This is a genomic window from Streptosporangium sp. NBC_01639, from assembly GCF_045209755.1.
In the GTDB taxonomy this organism is placed as follows: domain Bacteria; phylum Actinomycetota; class Actinomycetes; order Streptosporangiales; family Streptosporangiaceae; genus Streptosporangium.
Map to the genome: position 1 here is coordinate 5552620 of NZ_CP109272.1, position 16947 is coordinate 5569566.

The window sequence follows — 16947 nt, forward strand, 5'->3', positions numbered from 1 at the left end:
CTCTCTGCGTCGGCAGCCGGACGGGCTGGTGAAAGATCAGCTGACCATGAGTTGCTCGTCGCCGAAGTCGGCGATCAGCTTGAGTGTTCCTCCGAGCGCGGAGACGTATCGATCGAGGACTTCCCGAGTCGCCACGTCGCCCTTCTCGATCTGGGACACCCTGCCGACCGAGACGCCCATCCTCTCCGCAACCTGGTTCTGAGTGAGTCCACGACGTTTGCGCATCTCAACCAGGCGCCATGCCTGACCCTCGTCATGCAGGCGCTGGATCTCCGCCTCGAACTGTGCGGGCCCGCCCGCGGTCTCGATCGCAAGCTCCAGATGGCCGCTCTCACGCCACCGGTGATGGCTGCTCACCGTGTCATCTCCTTCTGCCGATCCACCAGGTAGATCTCGTACAACCGTTCGGCTCTCGGGATCGCCTCTCGATACCAGCGTTCCCAGTTGCCCGCCTTGTCTCCCGCGATCAGCAAGATCGCTGCTCGCCACGGATCGAAAACGAACAGGATTCTGATTTCGCTACGGCCGACGGACCCTGGCCGGAGTTCTTTCATATTGGAAATCTTGGAACCCGTGATGGTGTCCACCAGTGGCCGACCTTCGGCGGGTCCGTTGCGTTCCAAGATCAGAATGGCCTGATTAACCAGCTTGTGTGACTTTTGATCGATTTCATGAAGAGTGTCAAGGAATTCTCCGACCTCGTCGGTGAAAAAGATCTCCCAGTCGCCCACGATGCTCCCAGCTTGGTCGAAGTTAAGAATATCCTAAACTTCTCTGTGTTGCTTGAGGCGAAAACGAGCAACCAGATGAGTGCGGCAGCCCCAGGGAATCAAGGGTTGGCGAGCAGAACTCGCATAGTGCCGCCCGCATCCTCGCCGCCGACCGCTACCGGTCCCGTTGACATCCCCTCGTACGGCATGCGCGCGGCCACCGTCCGACGGCTCGGCGGACGGTGGCCGCGCGGAACTCGGCCTCCGGCACAACGGCGGGCAGGATCCGGCCGGGCTCAGCGCAGGGCGTCCACGGGTTCCATGCGGGCGGCTCGCAGCGCCGGATAGAGGCCCGCGAGGAGGCCGACGACTGCTCCGGCCAGCGGAGCCGCCAGGGCGAGGCGGAGGTCGAGGACGGGGGTCCACTCCTTGGCGGCCGAGATCGCGACGACCGCGACCAGGCCGAGGCTGGCGCCGACCACCCCACCCGTCATGCCGATCAACGTGGACTCCAGGAGGAACTGGGCGGCGACGTGGCGGCGGGCGGCCCCCAGAGAGCGGCGCAGGCCGATCTCGGCGACGCGTTCCATCACGGTGACCAGGGTGACGTTGGCGATGCCAACCGCGCCGACCACCAGGGAGACCAGGCCGAGGATCAGGAACAGGCCGTTGACGTCGTCCTGGACGCCGTCGCGGGCACGCTTGGGACTGGGCGGGGCGATCACCTGCAGCTCGCCGGGATGGTTCGGGCTCAACGCGACGGGGGCCTGACCGGCGATCAGATCGGCGGCGCCGAGGGTGGTGTTGACCAGGACGCGGGTGACGTTCTTCAGGCCGAAGTCGGCGCCGACGGTGGGCGGCACGATCACGGCGGTGGACAGGATCTGCTCGCGGCGCAGGTCGCCGAGGATGCCGATCACCGTGTAGGCGCGGTCGCCGATGAAGACGGCGGGGGCGCTCTCCAGCCGGGTGATCCCGAGCATCCTGGCGGCCTGGTCGCCGAGGACCACCACGCGGTCGCGGCGGGTGATGTGGCCGGCGTCGAAGAACCGGCCCCCGGTCATCCGGCCGCGGACCGCCTGGGGGAGTTCGGGGCCGGTGGCCACCACCGCCAGGGTCTGGCCGGTGACCCGGGTCGGGTCCACCAGGGTGTTGGAGGTGACCTGGAGGTTGGAGCTCTTGTCGGTCTGGGCGAGCGCGGCGGCCGAGGTGACCCCGCGCAGCCGGGTGAGAGAGGCGGGCGCGTCCCAAGCGACCAGCGGATCGGGCTTGTCGGGGATCTCGACGGTGATCGCGGTGGCGGTGAGCTCGTCGAACCGGCCGACGATCTGATTGCCCGCAGTGGCGGCGATGCCCAGGGTGATGACCAGGGTGGTGATGCCGAGGACGGTGCCGAGGGTGGTCAGCGCGGAGCGGACGGGGCGGGCGAGCATGCCGGCGAGGGCCTCGGCCCAGAGGTCACGGAGGTCCATGGTCACTCCTCACCGGGGAGACGAGGGGCGGGGACCGGGCGGTGATTCATGGTCAGGGGACGAGGGGGGGCGGGGACGGGGTGGGGGTTCATGGCCACAGGGTGACGAGGAGCGAGGACCGAGTGGGGGTTCATGGCCACAGGGTGACGAGGAGCGAGGACCGGGTGGGGGACCATGGCCACAGGGTGACGAGGAGTGGGGACGGGATGGGGGGCCATGGTCATTCCTCGGTCAGGACGCCGTCGCTGATGCGGACCCGGCGACCGGCGCGGGAGCTCACGGCGTCCTCATGGGTGATGACCAGAATGGTGAGGCCCTGCTCGCGGAGGCCGTCGAAGAGGTCGAGGACCGCCTCGGTGTTCCGGCTGTCGAGGTTGCCGGTGGGTTCGTCGCACAGCAGCAGCGACGGTCCGCCCATCAGCGCACGGGCGATGGCCACCCGCTGGCGCTCGCCGCCGGACAGCCGGCCGGGCTGGAAGCCGATGCGGTGGGTCATCCCGACCTTCTCCAGCGCCTCCTCGGCGCGCCTAAGGCGTCCCCGCCGACCGAAGGCCGCACCCGCCCGGACACCGGCCGGTCCGTTCTCCGCCCTCCTGCGGCCGGACCGCCCGCTCCGGCCGTAGACCTCGGCGAGCATGACGTTCTCCGCCACGGTCCGGTGGGGGAGCAGGTGGAAGGACTGGTAGACGAATCCGATCTTGTGTCCCCGCAGTCTCGTCCGGGCGCCGTCCCTGAGCGTGGTCGTCTCGATCCCGTCCAGCAGGTAGGAGCCCGAGGTGGGCCGGTCCAGCAGGCCCAACGTGTTGAGCAGGGTGGACTTCCCGGACCCCGAGGGGCCCACGATGGCCATGTAGTCCCCCTGCCCAACACGCAGGCTGATCATGGAGAGGGCGTGCACGGGCGGCTCCGTGGGGAACACCCGGCTGACACCGTCCAGGTGGATGACGGCGGGCAGTCCGGTTCGGCTGCCCTCCGGTGCGGTGGCGTCAGGCATCGCCGCCTCCGGTGCGGTGGTGTCAGGCATCGCCGCTCACCACCACCCGGTCGCCCTCTTTCAGCCCGTCCGGCTGCACCGGTGTCACCTCGACGTCGCCGTCGGCAGTGAGACCGGTCTTGACCTCGACATCCTTGACCTTGTCGCCGCCGGGCAGTTCCACCTGGACCCGTGGCCGGCCGTCTGCCGAGGTGACGACCGCGGCCACCGGTACGGTGAGTACGGCGCCGCCGGTGGCGCCGACGGAGATCTTCACGGTGACCGACGCGCCGACCAGCTCCCGCAGGCCCTTGGTGACGGTCGGGGTCAGCAGCACCGGCACCGAGCCCAGCTTGTCGTCGGCAGCCCCGGCATCCTTGTCCTTCTTCTCCTCGTCCGCGGGCTTGGCCGCTTCGCCGGTCGCGCTCAGCACGGCCCGGAACGTCGCGCCGTCGGTGGTCTCCAGCGTCGCCTTCATGCCTTTGCGCAGCAGCTTGGCCTCCTTGGTCTCCACCGAGCCGGTCACCGCGAAGGCCGAGCTGGTCACCGTGGCGACCTTGTCGCCGACGGTGTCGCCGGGTTTCACCGACGCCTTGTCCAGCCGGGCCGGGAGGGCGGGGAGGAAGGCGATCTCGCCGGGTGGGATGCCGATGCCGTACGTCTTCAGGTAGTCGGCCAGGATCGCCCTGGCGCTCGCCACGTTCCTGCCGCCGTTGGCCACCTTCAACCGGAGCGGGGAGTCCTGGCGGGCCTGGCGCAGCGCCTGCTCGGCGGTGGCCACGGCGTCCTCGGCCAGCCGTACGGCCTTGCGCAGCTCCGCACGGCGTTTCTCCTTGCTCATGCCCGCCTCGTCCCCGAAAGCCGCCAGGGCGGCGTGCGCGGATTCCAGGTTCTGCCGGGCATTGGAGGCCTTCATCTCCAGCAGCCGCGTGTCGGCCTCGGGCGCGGGCCTGGGCGTGGCGGGGGCCTGCTCGGGCTTGGGTGTGGGGAGAGCCGATGAGGACCTGGCCGCGGCGAGGGCCTGCTCGGCGGCCAGCACCTCCTCCTCGGCGGTCCGTACGGCCTGGCGCAGGGTCTCCAGCTGCCGCGTCTCCTCCGGGGTGAGGTCCGCGGCGTCCTCTCCCTCCAACGCGTCCTCGGCGGCCCGCAGGTCCTGGCGGGCGTTGTCGAGCTTGAGCTTCAGCGGCTTGACGTCACGTCCGGCGTCGAGGGCCTTGCGGTCGGTGAGCAGGGTCTCCTCGGCGGTCTGCACGGCCTGGCGCAGCTGCTCCCTGGTCTGCTTGGCGGTGAGGTCGGGCTCCTGGGCCGCGTAGCCCCGCTTGGCGTACCAGTGCTGGACGGCCGCGACGGTCGCGGAGTCGAAGACGCCGGTGGACGGCGCGCCGAACCCGAGACGGCGCAGCGCCGTCTGGAGCTGCCTGACGTCGGTGCCGGTGGTGCCCGGGGCCATGGTCCGGTGCATGGGGACCTTGCCGCGCAGCGCGAACACCGGGCGGCCGTTGACCTCCATCAGCACCGAACCCTCGACGATCTTCCCGGGGCGCGGAGCCCGGGTGACCCGCTGGTTCTCGGCGGTGCCGCCGACCACGCCGGCGAGGCTGACGGGCAGCGGCGAGCCGTACGCCAGGGTGCCGCTGACGGCGACCGTGCTGGTCAGCTTCTTCCGTATGACGGGAGAGGTGACCAGGGAGGGTCTGGGCGGCCGGCGCGACGCGGCCTCGTCGGCGGGGGAGCGCAGCCGCGTGCCGACCGCCCACCCGCCCCCGGCGATCACGACGACCCCGGCCACGATGCCGCTCAGCACACGCTGCCTTGACGTCACCATGGCTCGCCTGCCGGGAACCGCGGCTTATCCACCCGGAGCGCCGGCCTCACCACGGCAGCAGCCCGTCTTTCCGGCCGAACTGGTCCCAGACCTCGTCCTCGACCTTCTTGTCCATCGGAAGGAACTCGGCGTAGAAGTCCTTGCCGCATTCCAGGTCGTCGAGCGCGGCCTTGATCTCCTTGGCCAGGTACGGGCGTGCCGCGTCGGGCGGCAGCAGTAGGGCGTCGATGCCCTCCGCCCCCGACTCCCTGTGCTTGTCCACTGCGGTGGTGCGCTGCTTGTCGAAGGTGTCCCAGCCCCTGGCCTCCAGCGCCGTGGGCCTGAGCGAGGTCACCGGGTAGCCCTTGCCCTTGAGGCAGTCGCCGAAGTCCCCGGCCAGCTCGGCCAGCCGGGGATCGCCGTCGAGCAGGCGCTTCCTGGTCTTCAGAACGAGGGCATCCACCTGGTCGTAGACGTCTTGTTGGGAGGTGACCGTCTTGCCGGTGAACTTCTTGAACACCGCCGCGTAGCAGACGTTGTCAGCGGCGTCCCAGGCCTTGCGCTGGGTCGCGGAGAGCGACGGCCACAGCTCCATGTTGGGATTGGGAAGGGGCTGGTCGGTGTCTTCCTCGGAATAGACGGAGACGGAGAAGATCCCGAAGCCGTACTTCTCGCGGTATTTGCGCATCGCCGCGTAGTCGCCGCTCTGCTGCAGGACGGCATCCCTGCCCCCCGGCGGCAGGACGAGGTCCGGGATGTACTTGAAGCCCTTCTGCTTCATGCAGTCGGCGCGCATCGCCTCCACCTGGCGGCGCCTGTCGTGCGGATCGGCGGTGGTGGACGCCTTCCCGGTGGCGGGCGCGGCGGACGGCGCCGCTTCCGCGCCGCAGCCGGTCAGCACGGCCAGCGCCAGGGCGACTGCAGGCATGGTGGTGAGAACTCGTGACACTGGGTGACCCCGTTTCGATGTGCGGGCATGCTCGGGAGAGGCGGTGGCGCCGCCTGTCGCGAGGAGGAGTTACCGGAGTTAGAGGACGACGTGCCGTTTCGCGCGGTACGGCATGACCGCCGCGAGTGCGGTGAGAAGGATCAGCGCGGCCAGGTGGGCCAGGTCCCGCTCGGAGTGGGCGCCGAGGTTCTCGGCGTACACCGCCAGCACCGATGTCAGGTAGACGCCGGCGGCCATCGCCCAGCGCGGGTCGTGCGCCACGTGACCGGCCCAGACGGCGAGCAGGAGCACCCCGATCTCCAGGCCGGCCCTGGCCATGGCGTGTGGTCCGGGGCCCGTGGAGAAGTCCAGCCCCGCGGGGTCCGCGCCGGCGAGCAGCGGGGCCGCCGGCAGCCAGCACCAGGAGCGTCCGCCGAGCCGCCGCCCGCGGGCGGCCAGCACCAGCAGGCCGAGGACGACCACCGCGTAGCCGGCCGTCGGCGCCACCGGGCCGCCACCCCCGTAGAGCGCCCCGCCGCCCCAGAACCCGTCGGGATCGACGGGCAGCAGGGTCCGGTCCAGCCAGGTCTGGCCGAGGGTGATCGAACAGACCTTCACCGCGACCAGCACCACCACCGGCAGCGCGAGCCGTACCCGGCCACGCATGATCAGCAGGACGGCGAGCGCCGACAGCCCTGTCCAGAGCGGGACGGTGGTCGCGTACGGCACCAGCATCGCCAGTTGGGCGATCGACAGGGCCAGGACCCCGAGGTGGACCCCGTCGACCCAGGCGGGCCGCTCCGTTGCGTAGATCACTCTTGTCCGCAGCCCGCCGGTGACCAGCGCCAGGGACTCGCGGAGCGAGGGCAGGGTGCGCCCCGGTTCGGCGGTGTCGAGCAGGGTGGCGATGAGTTCGCCGCCATACCCGGCGCGGTAGGCGCGGGGATAGCCCAGCAGCAGCCGCCGGTACCGCCGTTCCAGAACTCCTGTGCCGACCCCTGTCGCGGCACGGTGTTCCGTCGCGACGGTCACGAGAACGCCGATCCGGGGCGCAGGATCCGGCTAGTCACGACCGAGGCGGCCTGCTGCATGCGCAGGGCCTCGGCCGACACCAGGTGCCGCCCCTGGTCGGTGAGCTGGAAATACCGCCTCGGCCGGCCGTCGACGACCTCCTCGCGATCCACGGAGATCAGCCCGCCTGCCGCCAGCCGGTCGAGCGCGCCGTAGAGCGTGCCGACCGGCAGTCGCACCCTGTTCTCCGAGAGTTCCAGGGTCTGCTTGATGATCCCGTGCCCGTGCAGCGGACCGTCGAGCAGCGAGGCGAGGATGAAGTAGGTCGGCTCACTGACCGCAGGTGATCCTTTAGCCATGCGGAAGACCATACTTCGCGCGTCGAAGTATGGTCAACTCCGTCCCGCTGCGGCCGTACCGCGCGTGGATGAAAAGATGCATACATGCCAGACCCCCAGGTGACGTACGACGACGTGGTCACCGCCCGTGGACTCCTCGCCGACGTGGCCCTTCGGACGCCGCTGCTGCACTCGCACGTGCTGTCCGACCTCCTCGGCGGGCCGGTCCACCTCAAGTGCGAGAACCTGCAGCGTTCCGGGTCGTTCAAGGTGCGCGGGGCCTACGTGAGGATCGCCGGGCTGACCGCGCGGGAACGTGCGCGGGGCGTGGTGGCGGCCAGCGCGGGCAACCACGCGCAGGGCGTGGCGCTCGGCTCGGGCCTGGTCGGGGCCGCCTCGACGGTCTACATGCCGGAGGGGGCGCCGCTGCCCAAGGTGGCGGCCACCCGCTCCTACGGCGCCGACGTCGTCTTCGCCGGTCACACCGTGGACGTCGCGCTGGCCAGGGCCAAAGAGCACGCCGAGCGGACCGGGGCGGTGTTCATCCACCCCTTCGACCATCCCGACGTCATCGCCGGGCAGGGCACGATCGGGCTGGAGATCCTGGAGCAGCTCCCCGAGGTCGGCACGATCGTGATGTCGCTCGGCGGCGGCGGGCTGGCGGCCGGAGTCGCGCTCGCGGTCAAGTCGCTCCGGCCGGGCGTGCGGATCGTCGGGGTGCAGGCCGAGCGGGCCGCCGCCTACCCGGCCTCGCTGGCGGCCGGGGAACCGGTCTCGGTCCGGCTGGCCTCGACGATGGCCGACGGCATCGCGGTGGGCCGGCCGGGGGAGCTGCCCTTCGAGCTGATCCACTATCTGGTCGACAGCGTCGTCACGGTCACCGAGAGTGAGATCTCCCGGGCGCTGGTGCTCTGCCTCGAACGCGCCAAGCAGGTCGTCGAGCCCGCCGGCGTGGCCGGGGTGGCCGCGATCCTGGCCCATCCGCACGTCTTCGAGCCGCCCGTGGTGGCCGTGCTCTCCGGCGGCAACATCGACCCGCTGCTGCTGTCCAAGGTCCTGCGGCACGGTCTCTCCGCGGCGGGACGCTACCTGACCCTGCGGGTGCCGCTGCCTGACCGTCCGGGCGCGATGGCGGCGCTGCTCACCAAACTGGCCGAGCTCGGCGCGAACGTGTTCGACATCGTGCACGAGCGGCTGGGCATGCATCTGGGCGAGGTCGAGGTCCAGCTTCAGCTGGAGACCAAGGGCCCCGCCCACTCCGACGAGGTGCTGGCCGCGCTCCGCAAGGACGGCTACAAGCTCATGCTGGGATGATCCGTCCGTGCTCCCGGTCCGCTCCGGCGGCGCGGACCGGGTCCGCCGCCGCCGGAGGGCCTCGTCAGAGGGCCGGCTTCTTCTCGGTGAACAGCCAGGCGTCGAAGAGCGGGTCGAGCTGCTTGCCGGAGAGCTTCTCGGCCAGCGTCACGAACTCGTCCGTCGTGACATATCCGTACTTGTGCTGGGCGACCCAGGTCTTCAGCAGTTTGAAGAACACCGGGTCGCCGATCCGCTGCCGGAGCGCGTGCAGCGTCATGCCGCCGCGGGTGTAGACGGAGTTGTTGAACAGGTCCGTCGGCCGGGCGCGGCCGGGCGCGTACTTCCAGATGGCGGCGTCGGGACCGGCCGCGTAGTGGTCGCGGAAGGCCTTCTCCGCCGTGATGCCGCCCTCGTGCTCGGTCCACAGCCACTCGGCGTAGGTCGCGAAGCCCTCGTTGAGCCAGAGGTCCTTCCAGCGGGTGATGCTCAGGCTGTCGCCGAACCACTGGTGGGCCAGCTCGTGGGCGATGGTGCTCTCCTCCGGGTCGAACCCGCCGTACTGGGGCTTGGTCTGGTTCTCCAGCGCGTAGCCCGCGGAGAAGTTGTCGATCACGCCGCCGGTGGAGGAGAACGGGTAGGGGCCGAAGACGGTGCTCCAGTAGTCGGTGATCCGCCCCGACTTCGTGTAGAGGCCGTCGAGCGCGTTGCGGTAGCGCGGATCCACGGCCGCCAGGTTGGGGATCCCGGCGGCGGTCGTGCCCCGGCGCAGCTCGAACTTGCCCAGTGTCGCGGTGGTCAGGTAGCTGACCATCGGGTGGCTCTCCCGCCAGACGAAGGTCGTCTTGCCGCCGGCGGTCTTCGGCTCGCCGACGAGCTCGCCGTTGGCCAGCGCGGTCAGTCCCGCGGGGACGGTGATCTCGAAGTCGTAGCGGGCCTTGTCCGCCGGGTGGTCGTTGCCCGGGAACCAGGTCTTGGCGCCGTTGGGCTGGCACGCGACGAACGCGCCGTCCTCGGTCGGGATGAACCCGTAGGTGCCGAGATTGCTGGAGCCCCTGACCGGTCTGGGCTCTCCGGCGTAGACGACCCTGACGTTGAAGGCGGCGCCGTCGGAGATCGGCTTGGCCGGGATCACGGTGAGCTCGTCCCTGGCCCGCTCGAACGTCGCGGTGTCGCCGTCCACGGTTATCCGGCTGACCTCGAACCCGCTCAGGTCGAGGTTGAACCTGGTCAGGCCGTGGGTGGCCGTCGCCTCGATCCCGGTCACGCCGGAGAGGTGCTTGGTGGCGGGGTCGTAGTCGATTTTCAGCCGGTAGTGATCGACGTCGTAGCCGCCGTTGCCGTCGGTGGGGAAGTCGGGATCGCCGATTCCGGGGGCGCCTATCCTGTCCGACGCCTGTTTCGTGCCGCCGTCCAGAGCCCTGGTGGGCGCCGAGGAACCCGGCGGGACGCTCTCACCACTCGACGCCGAGCAGGCGACCGTGCTGAGTATGCCGAGAAAAGTGGCGGTTGCCGCGATAGCCCGCCGACCGGACGCCATGCCCTCAAGTCCCCCTTCCGGGCCCGGCCGTGCCGAGCCGCCTGCTCCGCAGACTACGCGAGCAGGGTATGTGACCTGGGGGGATCAGGTATCTACGACCAATGTCCTGGCGGCGATGTCGTGGATGGCCTGTTTGTCCCTGGTGAACAGGATGAACGCGAGGTTGATCCAGCCCAGGCAGCAGGTGGCGTACAGCACCCATGCCACCACCTCGCGGAGCGCCGCCTGTCCGACCCCGACCCTTCCCCAGCCGCGGTCGACCACGCGCAGGCCGAACAGTTTCTTGCCCAGCGTCTGCCCGTTCCAGAAGGCGGTGAGCAGCCAGTAGTAGAGGAAGCCGATCAGGGCGGCCAGGAAGGTGTGCTGTACGGGCACCCGGACGAAGACGTCCTTGCTGGTATCCCAGACGGTGGTGAAGCTCTGGTAGGTGAAGGGCGAAGAGACGACGCCCACGATGATGATGTCGAGGATGCCGGCGAACAGGCGCCGCCAGCGCCCGCCGAGTCCCGCGCGCGACGGCCCGCCACCGCCGTGGCGTCCGGGGGGCGGGGCCGACCAGGGGAACGGCCCCCGGTCGTCCGGTGGCGGCGGTGGTGGCGGCGGTGTTCCCATGAGCATGTGATCACCCGAGACTCACCCTGGCAAAGCCAAGGACTGGTACGGGTTGCCCCCACAGTGAAAAGACCGCCTTGAGAAAAGGGCGAGGTCAGAGGTTGCCTCTGAGGTCCTGCTCGCGCTCGATCGCCTCGAACAGCGCCTTGAAGTTGCCCTTGCCGAAGCCGAGCGAGCCGTGCCGCTCGATGAGCTCGAAGAACACCGTCGGGCGGTCCTGCACCGGCTTGGTGAAGATCTGCAGCAGGTAGCCGTCCTCGTCCCGGTCGACCAGGATCCTGCGCTTCTTCAGCTCCTCGATCGGTGCGCGGACCTGGCCGATGCGGGAGCGCAGCTCCGGGTCGTCGTAGTAGGAGTCGGGCGTGTCGAGGAACTGCACCCCGGCCGCGCGCATGTGGTCGACGGTGCTGATGATGTCGTTGGTGGCCAGCGCGATGTGCTGCACGCCGGGGCCGCCGTAGAACTCCAGATACTCGTCGATCTGGGACTTCTTCTTGGAGATCGCCGGCTCGTTGAGCGGGAACTTCACCTTGCGGGTGCCGTCCGCGACCACCTTGGACATCAGCGCCGAGTATTCGGTGGCGATGTCGTCGCCGATGAACTCCGCCATGTTGGTGAAGCCCATGACCCGCTTGTAGAACTCCACCCACTCGTCCATCCTGCCGAGCTCCACGTTGCCGACGCAGTGGTCGATGGCCTGGAACAGCCGCCCGTGGCGTACGTCGGGGGCCGGGACGAGAGGCTGCGCCGCGGCGTAGCCGGGCAGGTACGGGCCGCTGTAGTTGGACCGGTCGACCAGGGTGTGCCGGGTCTCGCCGTAGGTGGCGATCGCCGCGAGCACGACCTTGCCGTGCTCGTCCTCCATCGTGTACGGCTCGGCCAGACCCGTGGCGCCCCGGGCCAGCGCGTGGGTGTAGGCGGCCTCCACATCCGGGACCTCGATGGCCAGGTCGATCACACCGTCGCCGTGCTCGGCCACATGGCGGGCGACCCCCGTGCCGGGCCGTACCGCGCCACGGAACTCGAAGCGGGCGCCGCCCGAGGTGAGGACGTAGGCCACCTCGTCGCGGCTGCCGTTCTCCGGGCCGCGGTAGGCGACCAGCCGCATGCCGAACGCGGTGGAGTAGTAGTGGGCGGTCTGTTTGGCGTTGCCCACGGCGAAGACCACGGCGTCCATCCCGTTCACCGGAAAAATGTCGCTCATGCGGACACTTTCCATTTTTGTGGTCGGGTTGTGCAACAGTTGCTTGGGATGGTGGACAATCTGTATAGCTGATCCCGCACCTCACCGGAGTTTCTGTACACCATGACAATAGATCAACTCGACGCCCGGATCATCGCCCTGCTGGCGGGGGAGCCCAAGCTCGGGGTGCTGGAATGCTCCCGAAGACTCGGGGTGGCCCGGGGGACCGTGCAGGCCCGCCTCGACCGGCTGGCCGCCCGGAAGGTGATCACCGGATTCGGTCCCGACGTCGATCCCGCGGCGCTCGGATACGACGTGACCGCGTTCGTCACCCTGCAGATCCGCCAGGTCAGCGGGCACGATCCGGTCGCCGACCAGCTCGCCGCCATCCCCGAGGTGCTGGAGGTGCACACCATCACCGGAGGCGACGACATGCTCTGCCGGGCGGTGGCGCGAAGCAATGCCGATCTGCAGAGGGTCATTGACCTGATCGTTGACGTTCACGGGGTGGTGCGGACCTCGTCGGTGATCGCGCTCGACACACCCGTGCCATACCGGGTTCTTCCTTTGGTGGCCGATGTACCGCGCCATGGGAAGAGCTAGCCGTACTATCCCAAGCAGGGTTCAGACACCGTTATCCATCGTTTACCCTTACGGTCCGCGCAGCTCGTGGGGGGTGAAGGCGGAGTGGATGGGGGTTCGGGCGTGCGACAGGTCGGCGGGAACGGCGAGGGGAAGGGCGGATCCGGCAGGAGGAGGCTCCTGCGGATCACGCTCGTCGCCTTCGGCGTCGCCGTGCTCTCGATGGTCGGCCTCCTCGCGGTGGCGTGGTTCATGACGCCCATCCCGGACAGCACGCAGCCCCGGGCCACCGCGCAGGGTTCGGTGATCTACTACCGGGACGGCAAGACCCTGCTGGCCAGGCAGGGGGTGAACCGCAAGAGCGTGGCTCTGGCGCAGGTCCCCGAACCGGTCAGGGACGCGGTCATCGCCGCGGAGAACCGCTCGTTCTACGAGGACAAGGGCGTCTCCGTCACGGGCACCTTCCGCGCCATGTGGTCCACGGTCAGCGGCCGGCAGCTCCAGGGCGGCTCGACCATCACCCAGCAGATGGTCCGCAACTACTACAGCGGCCTCAGCCAGGAGCGTTCCGTCGTCCGCAAGCTCAAGGAGGTCCTGATCTCCCTGAAGGTGGACCAGTCGGAGTCCAAGGACTGGGTGCTGGAGCAGTACCTCAACACGATCTACTTCGGCCGGGGGGCCGACGGCGTCCAGGCCGCGGCCGACGCCTACTTCCGCAAGGACGTCTCCAAGCTGACCGTCGCCGAGGGCGCCTACCTCGCCGCGGTGATCCAGCAGCCGTCCCGGTTCGCCGACCCCCAGGGCACCGACCTGGAGGCCGCCAGGTCGCGCTGGAGGTCGGTGATCGACGGCATGGTGCAGACCGGAGCCCTCACCTCCGAGCAGGCCGCCGCGACCACGTTCCCCACCCTCAGGAAGCCCCGGGGGATCTTCACGCTCAAGGGGCAGGAAGGCTACATGCTCGACCAGGTGGAGGCCGAGCTCAAGCGCAGGGGATACACCGACGAGGACATCACCCAGGGCGGCCTGAAGATCGTGTCGACCTTCGACAAGAACCTGATGGCCGCCGCCCAGCGGGCCGCCACCTCGGTCCTGCCCGAGGGCACCTCCAAGAAGGTCCGCACCGGCCTGGCCGCCGTGGACCCCCGCAGCGGCGAGGTCGTCGCCTTCTATGGCGGCCCCAGCTACGACGCCAACAAGTTCGACAACTCCTTCTCGGCCAAGGTGCAGGCCGGCTCCACGTTCAAGGCGTACACGCTGGCTGCGGCCCTGGACAACGGCTTCGGCCTCGACACCCGGGTGAACGGCGACTCCCCCCTGCACGTCACCTCGGGCGCGGAGATCCCCAACTCGGAGGGCACCTCCTACGGCGAGATCAACCTGGTCAAGGCCACCCAGAGTTCGGTGAACACCGCGTTCGTGGACCTCGGGCAGAAGGTCGGCCTCAACAAGGTGGTCCGCACCGCGGAGAAGTCCGGCATCCCCGCCGACCAGCTCGCCCCGCACCGGTCCGCCGCCACGCTGCCGCTGGGCGTGGCGTCCGTCAGCGCCGTGCAGAACGCCTCCGGCTTCGCCACGCTCGCCGCCGGAGGAGTCCACCGCGACGCCCACGTGATCCGATCGGTCACCGACGCCACCGGGGAGATCACCAAGATCAAGTCAACGGCGGAGCGGGCCTTCGCCGAGCAGGCCGCCATCGACGCCACCTACGCGCTGACCCAGGTCGTCGAGGGGGGCACCGGGTCGGCCGCCCGGCTCTACGACCGTCCGGTGGCCGGCAAGACCGGCACCACCGACAAGTCGGCCGCCGTGTGGTTCGCCGGGTTCACCCCGCAGCTGGCGACCGCGGTCGACATGTTCCGCGACGACAACAAGCCGGTGGTCGTGGACGGCAGCGCCCTGTACGGCGGGACCTACCCGGCCCAGATCTGGCGCGCCTTCATGACCGAGGCGATGGCCGGCAAGCCGGTCAAGGAGTTCGCCGAGCCGTCCAACTACGGCTACTCCCCCTACTACGACGACGGCTACCGTTCCGGCGACCCCGACTTCGGCGACGGCTGGAACTCCGGCACGCCCACGCCGCCCCCCGACGAGACGACCGGCCCGGACTCCGACCGGTATCCGTGGCCGGACGGTCCCGGCGACGGCACGGGCGAGGGCCCCGAGGACGGCGGCCTGGGCGACGACGGTGACGGCGTGACCGGCCCGGAGGACAACGCTCCCGACGACCAGTCTCCGCCGTCGGGGGAGGGCCTGCAACGGGGGCCGAGCGTCGGGCCCGGACCTCAGGGCGGCGCCTCCCGGGGACCCGCGGGAGGCTGACGATCCGCCCCCGGCTGGGACGGCGGCCACCATGCCGCCGTCTCTCCCGGGGACCCGCGGGAGGCTGACGATCCGTCTCCGGCCGGGACGACGGGCACCCGGCCGCCGTCCCGACCGGGCCCGGCGCGTCCTCAGGACGTCAGTTCGGCCCGGAGCGCCTCGGGAGTGGTGACGGGCATCCGGCAGGCGAACCCGCGGCACACGTAGGCCGCCGGGACCCCGTCCACCAGGCCCCGGCCCGAAAGCAGCGGGACCTCGGCCGATCCGGGCTCGCCGAGGGCGACGACCAGACCGGGAGCGGAGGAGAGCAGCGCGGTCCTGTGCAGGGCCGAGGTGGCCGGGTCGCCGGCAGGACCCACGACCGCGGCCTCGATCGGCCCGGAGACGGCGGCCTGGGCCACCGCGAGTCCCCACCCCGCGAACCGCGCGTGCTTGTCGGCCAGTACGGTCACCGTGCCGAGCGCCGCCTCGGCCGCCTCCCGGTGCCTGGCCGAGCCGGTCAGGGCCGCGTACGACAGCAGCGCCCCGGCGGCGGCGAACTGCCCCGACGGGGTCGCGTTGTCGGTGGGGTCCCGCGGGCGCTGAAACAGCCGTTCGGAGTCGTCGGCGGTGTCGAAGAACCCGCCGGAGCCGTCGGCGAACCGGTCGAGCACACTCTCCAGCAGCGCCCCCGCCCGGTGGAACCAGCGCACCTGTCCGGTCACGCCGTACAGGGTGAGCAGGCCCTCGGCCAGATCGGCGTAGTCCTCCAGGACTCCGGCGTTGGTGCCCGCGCGGCCGTCACGTGACGTGCGCAGCAGCCGGTCGCCGTCCATGTGCAGCTCCTCCAGGAGCGTGGCCGCCGCCCCCGCCGCCTCCACCAGGTCGGGGCGGTCGAACAGCGCCCCGGTCTCGGCGAGGGCGGCGATGGCCAGGCCGTTCCAGGCGGCCACCACCTTGTCGTCCCGGCCGGGCCGCACCCGGTGGGCCCGCGCGGCCAGCAGGGCGGCGCGGACCCGGGCGAACCGCTCGGGGTCCTCCGGGTCCGACAGCAGTTGCAGCACCGAGGCGCCGTGCTCGAACGTGCCCGTCACCTCGAACAGGTCCACCGCCCAGGCGCCGTCCTCCTCGCCCAGGACCTCGTGGAGCTCCTCAGGGGTCCAGGCGTAGAACCTGCCCTCCACGCCCTCGCTGTCGGCGTCCAGAGCCGAGGCGAAGCCGCCCTCGGGGGTGCGCAGCTCGGCCAGCAGGAAGGAGGCCGTCTCCAGGGCCACCCGCCGGGCCAGAGCCGAGCCGGTGGCGCGCCACCAGTGCGTATAGACCCGCAGCAGCAGCGCGTTGTCGTAGAGCATCTTCTCGAAATGCGGCACCACCCAGTCGGCGTCCACGCTGTAACGGGCGAAGCCGCCGCCGAGCTGGTCGTAGATCCCGCCCCTGGCCATGGCCTCCAGCGTCCGTGCGGCCATCGTCATCGCCGTCGCCGCGTCCGCCCCGGGCTCCTCGGCCCGGGAGGCTGCGCCGTACCTCAGCAGGAACTCCAGCACCATCGACGGCGGGAACTTGGGCGCCCCGCCGAACCCGCCGCGCACCGGGTCGAAGGACCCGTTCAGGGTGTGTACGGCACGGGCCAGCGTGTCCTGCGCGGGCAGCGGGCCGGAGGGCAGCCCCGCCTGCTCGTTCAGCGCCTCAACGATCTTCGAGCCCTGCTCCAGCACCGCCTCGCGGTCGCCGTTCCAGGCATTCGACACCCCGGTCAGCAGCCGCTGGAACTGGGCACGGGGAAAGTAGGTCCCGGTGTAGAAGGGATGCCCCTGCGGGGTGGCGAAGACCGTCATCGGCCATCCGCCCTGGCCGGTCATGGCCTGGGTGGCCGCCATGTAGACCGCGTCCACGTCCGGCCGCTCCTCGCGGTCCACCTTCACGTTGACGAAGCGCTCGTTCATCAGCGCGGCGGTGCCGCCGTCCTCGAACGACTCGTGCGCCATCACGTGGCACCAGTGGCACGCCGAGTAGCCGACGGAGATCAGCAGCGGCACGTCCCGCCGCCGGGCCTCCGCGAAGGCCTCGTCCCCCCAGGCGAACCAGTCGACGGGGTTGTCCGCGTGCTGCAGCAAATAGGGGCTCGTCGCGTCCTTCAAGCGGTTCATGGAAACCCTCCTGTGTACGCGGTGCCGGTGTCTCCCCCGCGCGAGGCGCGCGG

At 70.3% G+C, this 16947-nt stretch carries 15 protein-coding genes; 3 read left to right on the forward strand and 12 right to left on the reverse strand.

Annotated elements, in window-relative coordinates:
- Positions 1 to 36: 36 nt before the first annotated feature.
- The 8 genes from OHA77_RS25455 to OHA77_RS25490 all read right to left on the reverse strand — a co-directional run bounded on the left by OHA77_RS25455 (position 37) and on the right by OHA77_RS25490 (position 7257).
- A complete protein-coding gene (locus OHA77_RS25455; protein WP_406311991.1) occupies positions 37 to 357 on the reverse strand; it encodes a helix-turn-helix domain-containing protein in 321 nt (106 codons plus the stop codon).
- Positions 354 to 731, reverse strand: a complete 378-nt coding sequence (locus tag OHA77_RS25460; RefSeq protein WP_406311992.1) for a type II toxin-antitoxin system RelE/ParE family toxin — start codon at positions 729 to 731, stop codon at positions 354 to 356. Before OHA77_RS25460 ends, OHA77_RS25455 begins: the two co-directional genes overlap by 4 nt.
- A gap of 275 nt (positions 732 to 1006) precedes the next feature.
- Positions 1007 to 2182, reverse strand: coding sequence for an ABC transporter permease (locus tag OHA77_RS25465; protein ID WP_406311993.1), 1176 nt, complete (start codon positions 2180 to 2182; stop codon positions 1007 to 1009).
- Positions 2183 to 2402: 220 nt separating this feature from the next.
- Complete coding sequence (locus tag OHA77_RS25470) at positions 2403 to 3176, reverse strand: ABC transporter ATP-binding protein (RefSeq protein WP_406319871.1); 774 nt, start codon at positions 3174 to 3176, stop codon at positions 2403 to 2405.
- 22 nt (positions 3177 to 3198) lie between these two features.
- A complete protein-coding gene (locus OHA77_RS25475) occupies positions 3199 to 4980 on the reverse strand; it encodes a peptidoglycan-binding protein (RefSeq protein ID WP_406311994.1) in 1782 nt (593 codons plus the stop codon).
- 46 nt (positions 4981 to 5026) lie between these two features.
- Complete coding sequence (locus tag OHA77_RS25480; RefSeq protein ID WP_406311995.1) at positions 5027 to 5887, reverse strand: hypothetical protein; 861 nt, start codon at positions 5885 to 5887, stop codon at positions 5027 to 5029.
- Between the two features lie 99 nt (positions 5888 to 5986).
- Entirely contained in the window at positions 5987 to 6919 is a 933-nt protein-coding gene (locus tag OHA77_RS25485) for a hypothetical protein (protein WP_406311996.1), read from the reverse strand.
- Positions 6916 to 7257, reverse strand: a complete 342-nt coding sequence (locus tag OHA77_RS25490; RefSeq protein ID WP_184753930.1) for a PadR family transcriptional regulator — start codon at positions 7255 to 7257, stop codon at positions 6916 to 6918. Before OHA77_RS25490 ends, OHA77_RS25485 begins: the two co-directional genes overlap by 4 nt.
- A gap of 84 nt (positions 7258 to 7341) precedes the next feature.
- Between OHA77_RS25490 and ilvA the strand changes: the two genes are divergently transcribed.
- On the forward strand, positions 7342 to 8550 hold the full coding sequence (gene ilvA, locus OHA77_RS25495) for a threonine ammonia-lyase (RefSeq protein ID WP_406311998.1): 1209 nt from the start codon (positions 7342 to 7344) through the stop codon (positions 8548 to 8550).
- Positions 8551 to 8614: 64 nt separating this feature from the next.
- Here ilvA and OHA77_RS25500 read toward each other — a convergent pair whose 3' ends face one another.
- The 3 genes from OHA77_RS25500 to hppD all read right to left on the reverse strand — a co-directional run bounded on the left by OHA77_RS25500 (position 8615) and on the right by hppD (position 11885).
- The gene (locus tag OHA77_RS25500) at positions 8615 to 10069 is read right to left on the reverse strand and encodes a M1 family metallopeptidase (protein ID WP_406312000.1); all 1455 of its coding nucleotides are present in this window, start codon (positions 10067 to 10069) and stop codon (positions 8615 to 8617) included.
- An 84-nt stretch (positions 10070 to 10153) separates the two neighbouring features.
- Positions 10154 to 10687 (reverse strand): RDD family protein, encoded by a 534-nt coding sequence (locus OHA77_RS25505; protein ID WP_406312001.1) that lies wholly within the window; start codon positions 10685 to 10687, stop codon positions 10154 to 10156.
- Positions 10688 to 10775: 88 nt separating this feature from the next.
- Positions 10776 to 11885, reverse strand: coding sequence for a 4-hydroxyphenylpyruvate dioxygenase (hppD, locus tag OHA77_RS25510; protein WP_406312002.1), 1110 nt, complete (start codon positions 11883 to 11885; stop codon positions 10776 to 10778).
- A 102-nt stretch (positions 11886 to 11987) separates the two neighbouring features.
- On the opposite strand from hppD, the gene OHA77_RS25515 reads away from it, so the two are divergent.
- Entirely contained in the window at positions 11988 to 12467 is a 480-nt protein-coding gene (locus OHA77_RS25515) for an Lrp/AsnC family transcriptional regulator (RefSeq protein WP_326825699.1), read from the forward strand.
- 102 nt (positions 12468 to 12569) lie between these two features.
- Positions 12570 to 14768 carry a transglycosylase domain-containing protein gene (locus OHA77_RS25520; RefSeq protein WP_406312003.1) on the forward strand — a complete coding sequence of 733 codons (2199 nt, stop codon included), beginning with the start codon at positions 12570 to 12572 and terminating at the stop codon, positions 14766 to 14768.
- 131 nt (positions 14769 to 14899) lie between these two features.
- On the opposite strand, the gene OHA77_RS25525 is transcribed toward OHA77_RS25520, so the two are convergent.
- Positions 14900 to 16894, reverse strand: coding sequence for a thioredoxin domain-containing protein (locus OHA77_RS25525; RefSeq protein WP_406312004.1), 1995 nt, complete (start codon positions 16892 to 16894; stop codon positions 14900 to 14902).
- Between the last annotated feature and the right edge of the window lie 53 nt (positions 16895 to 16947).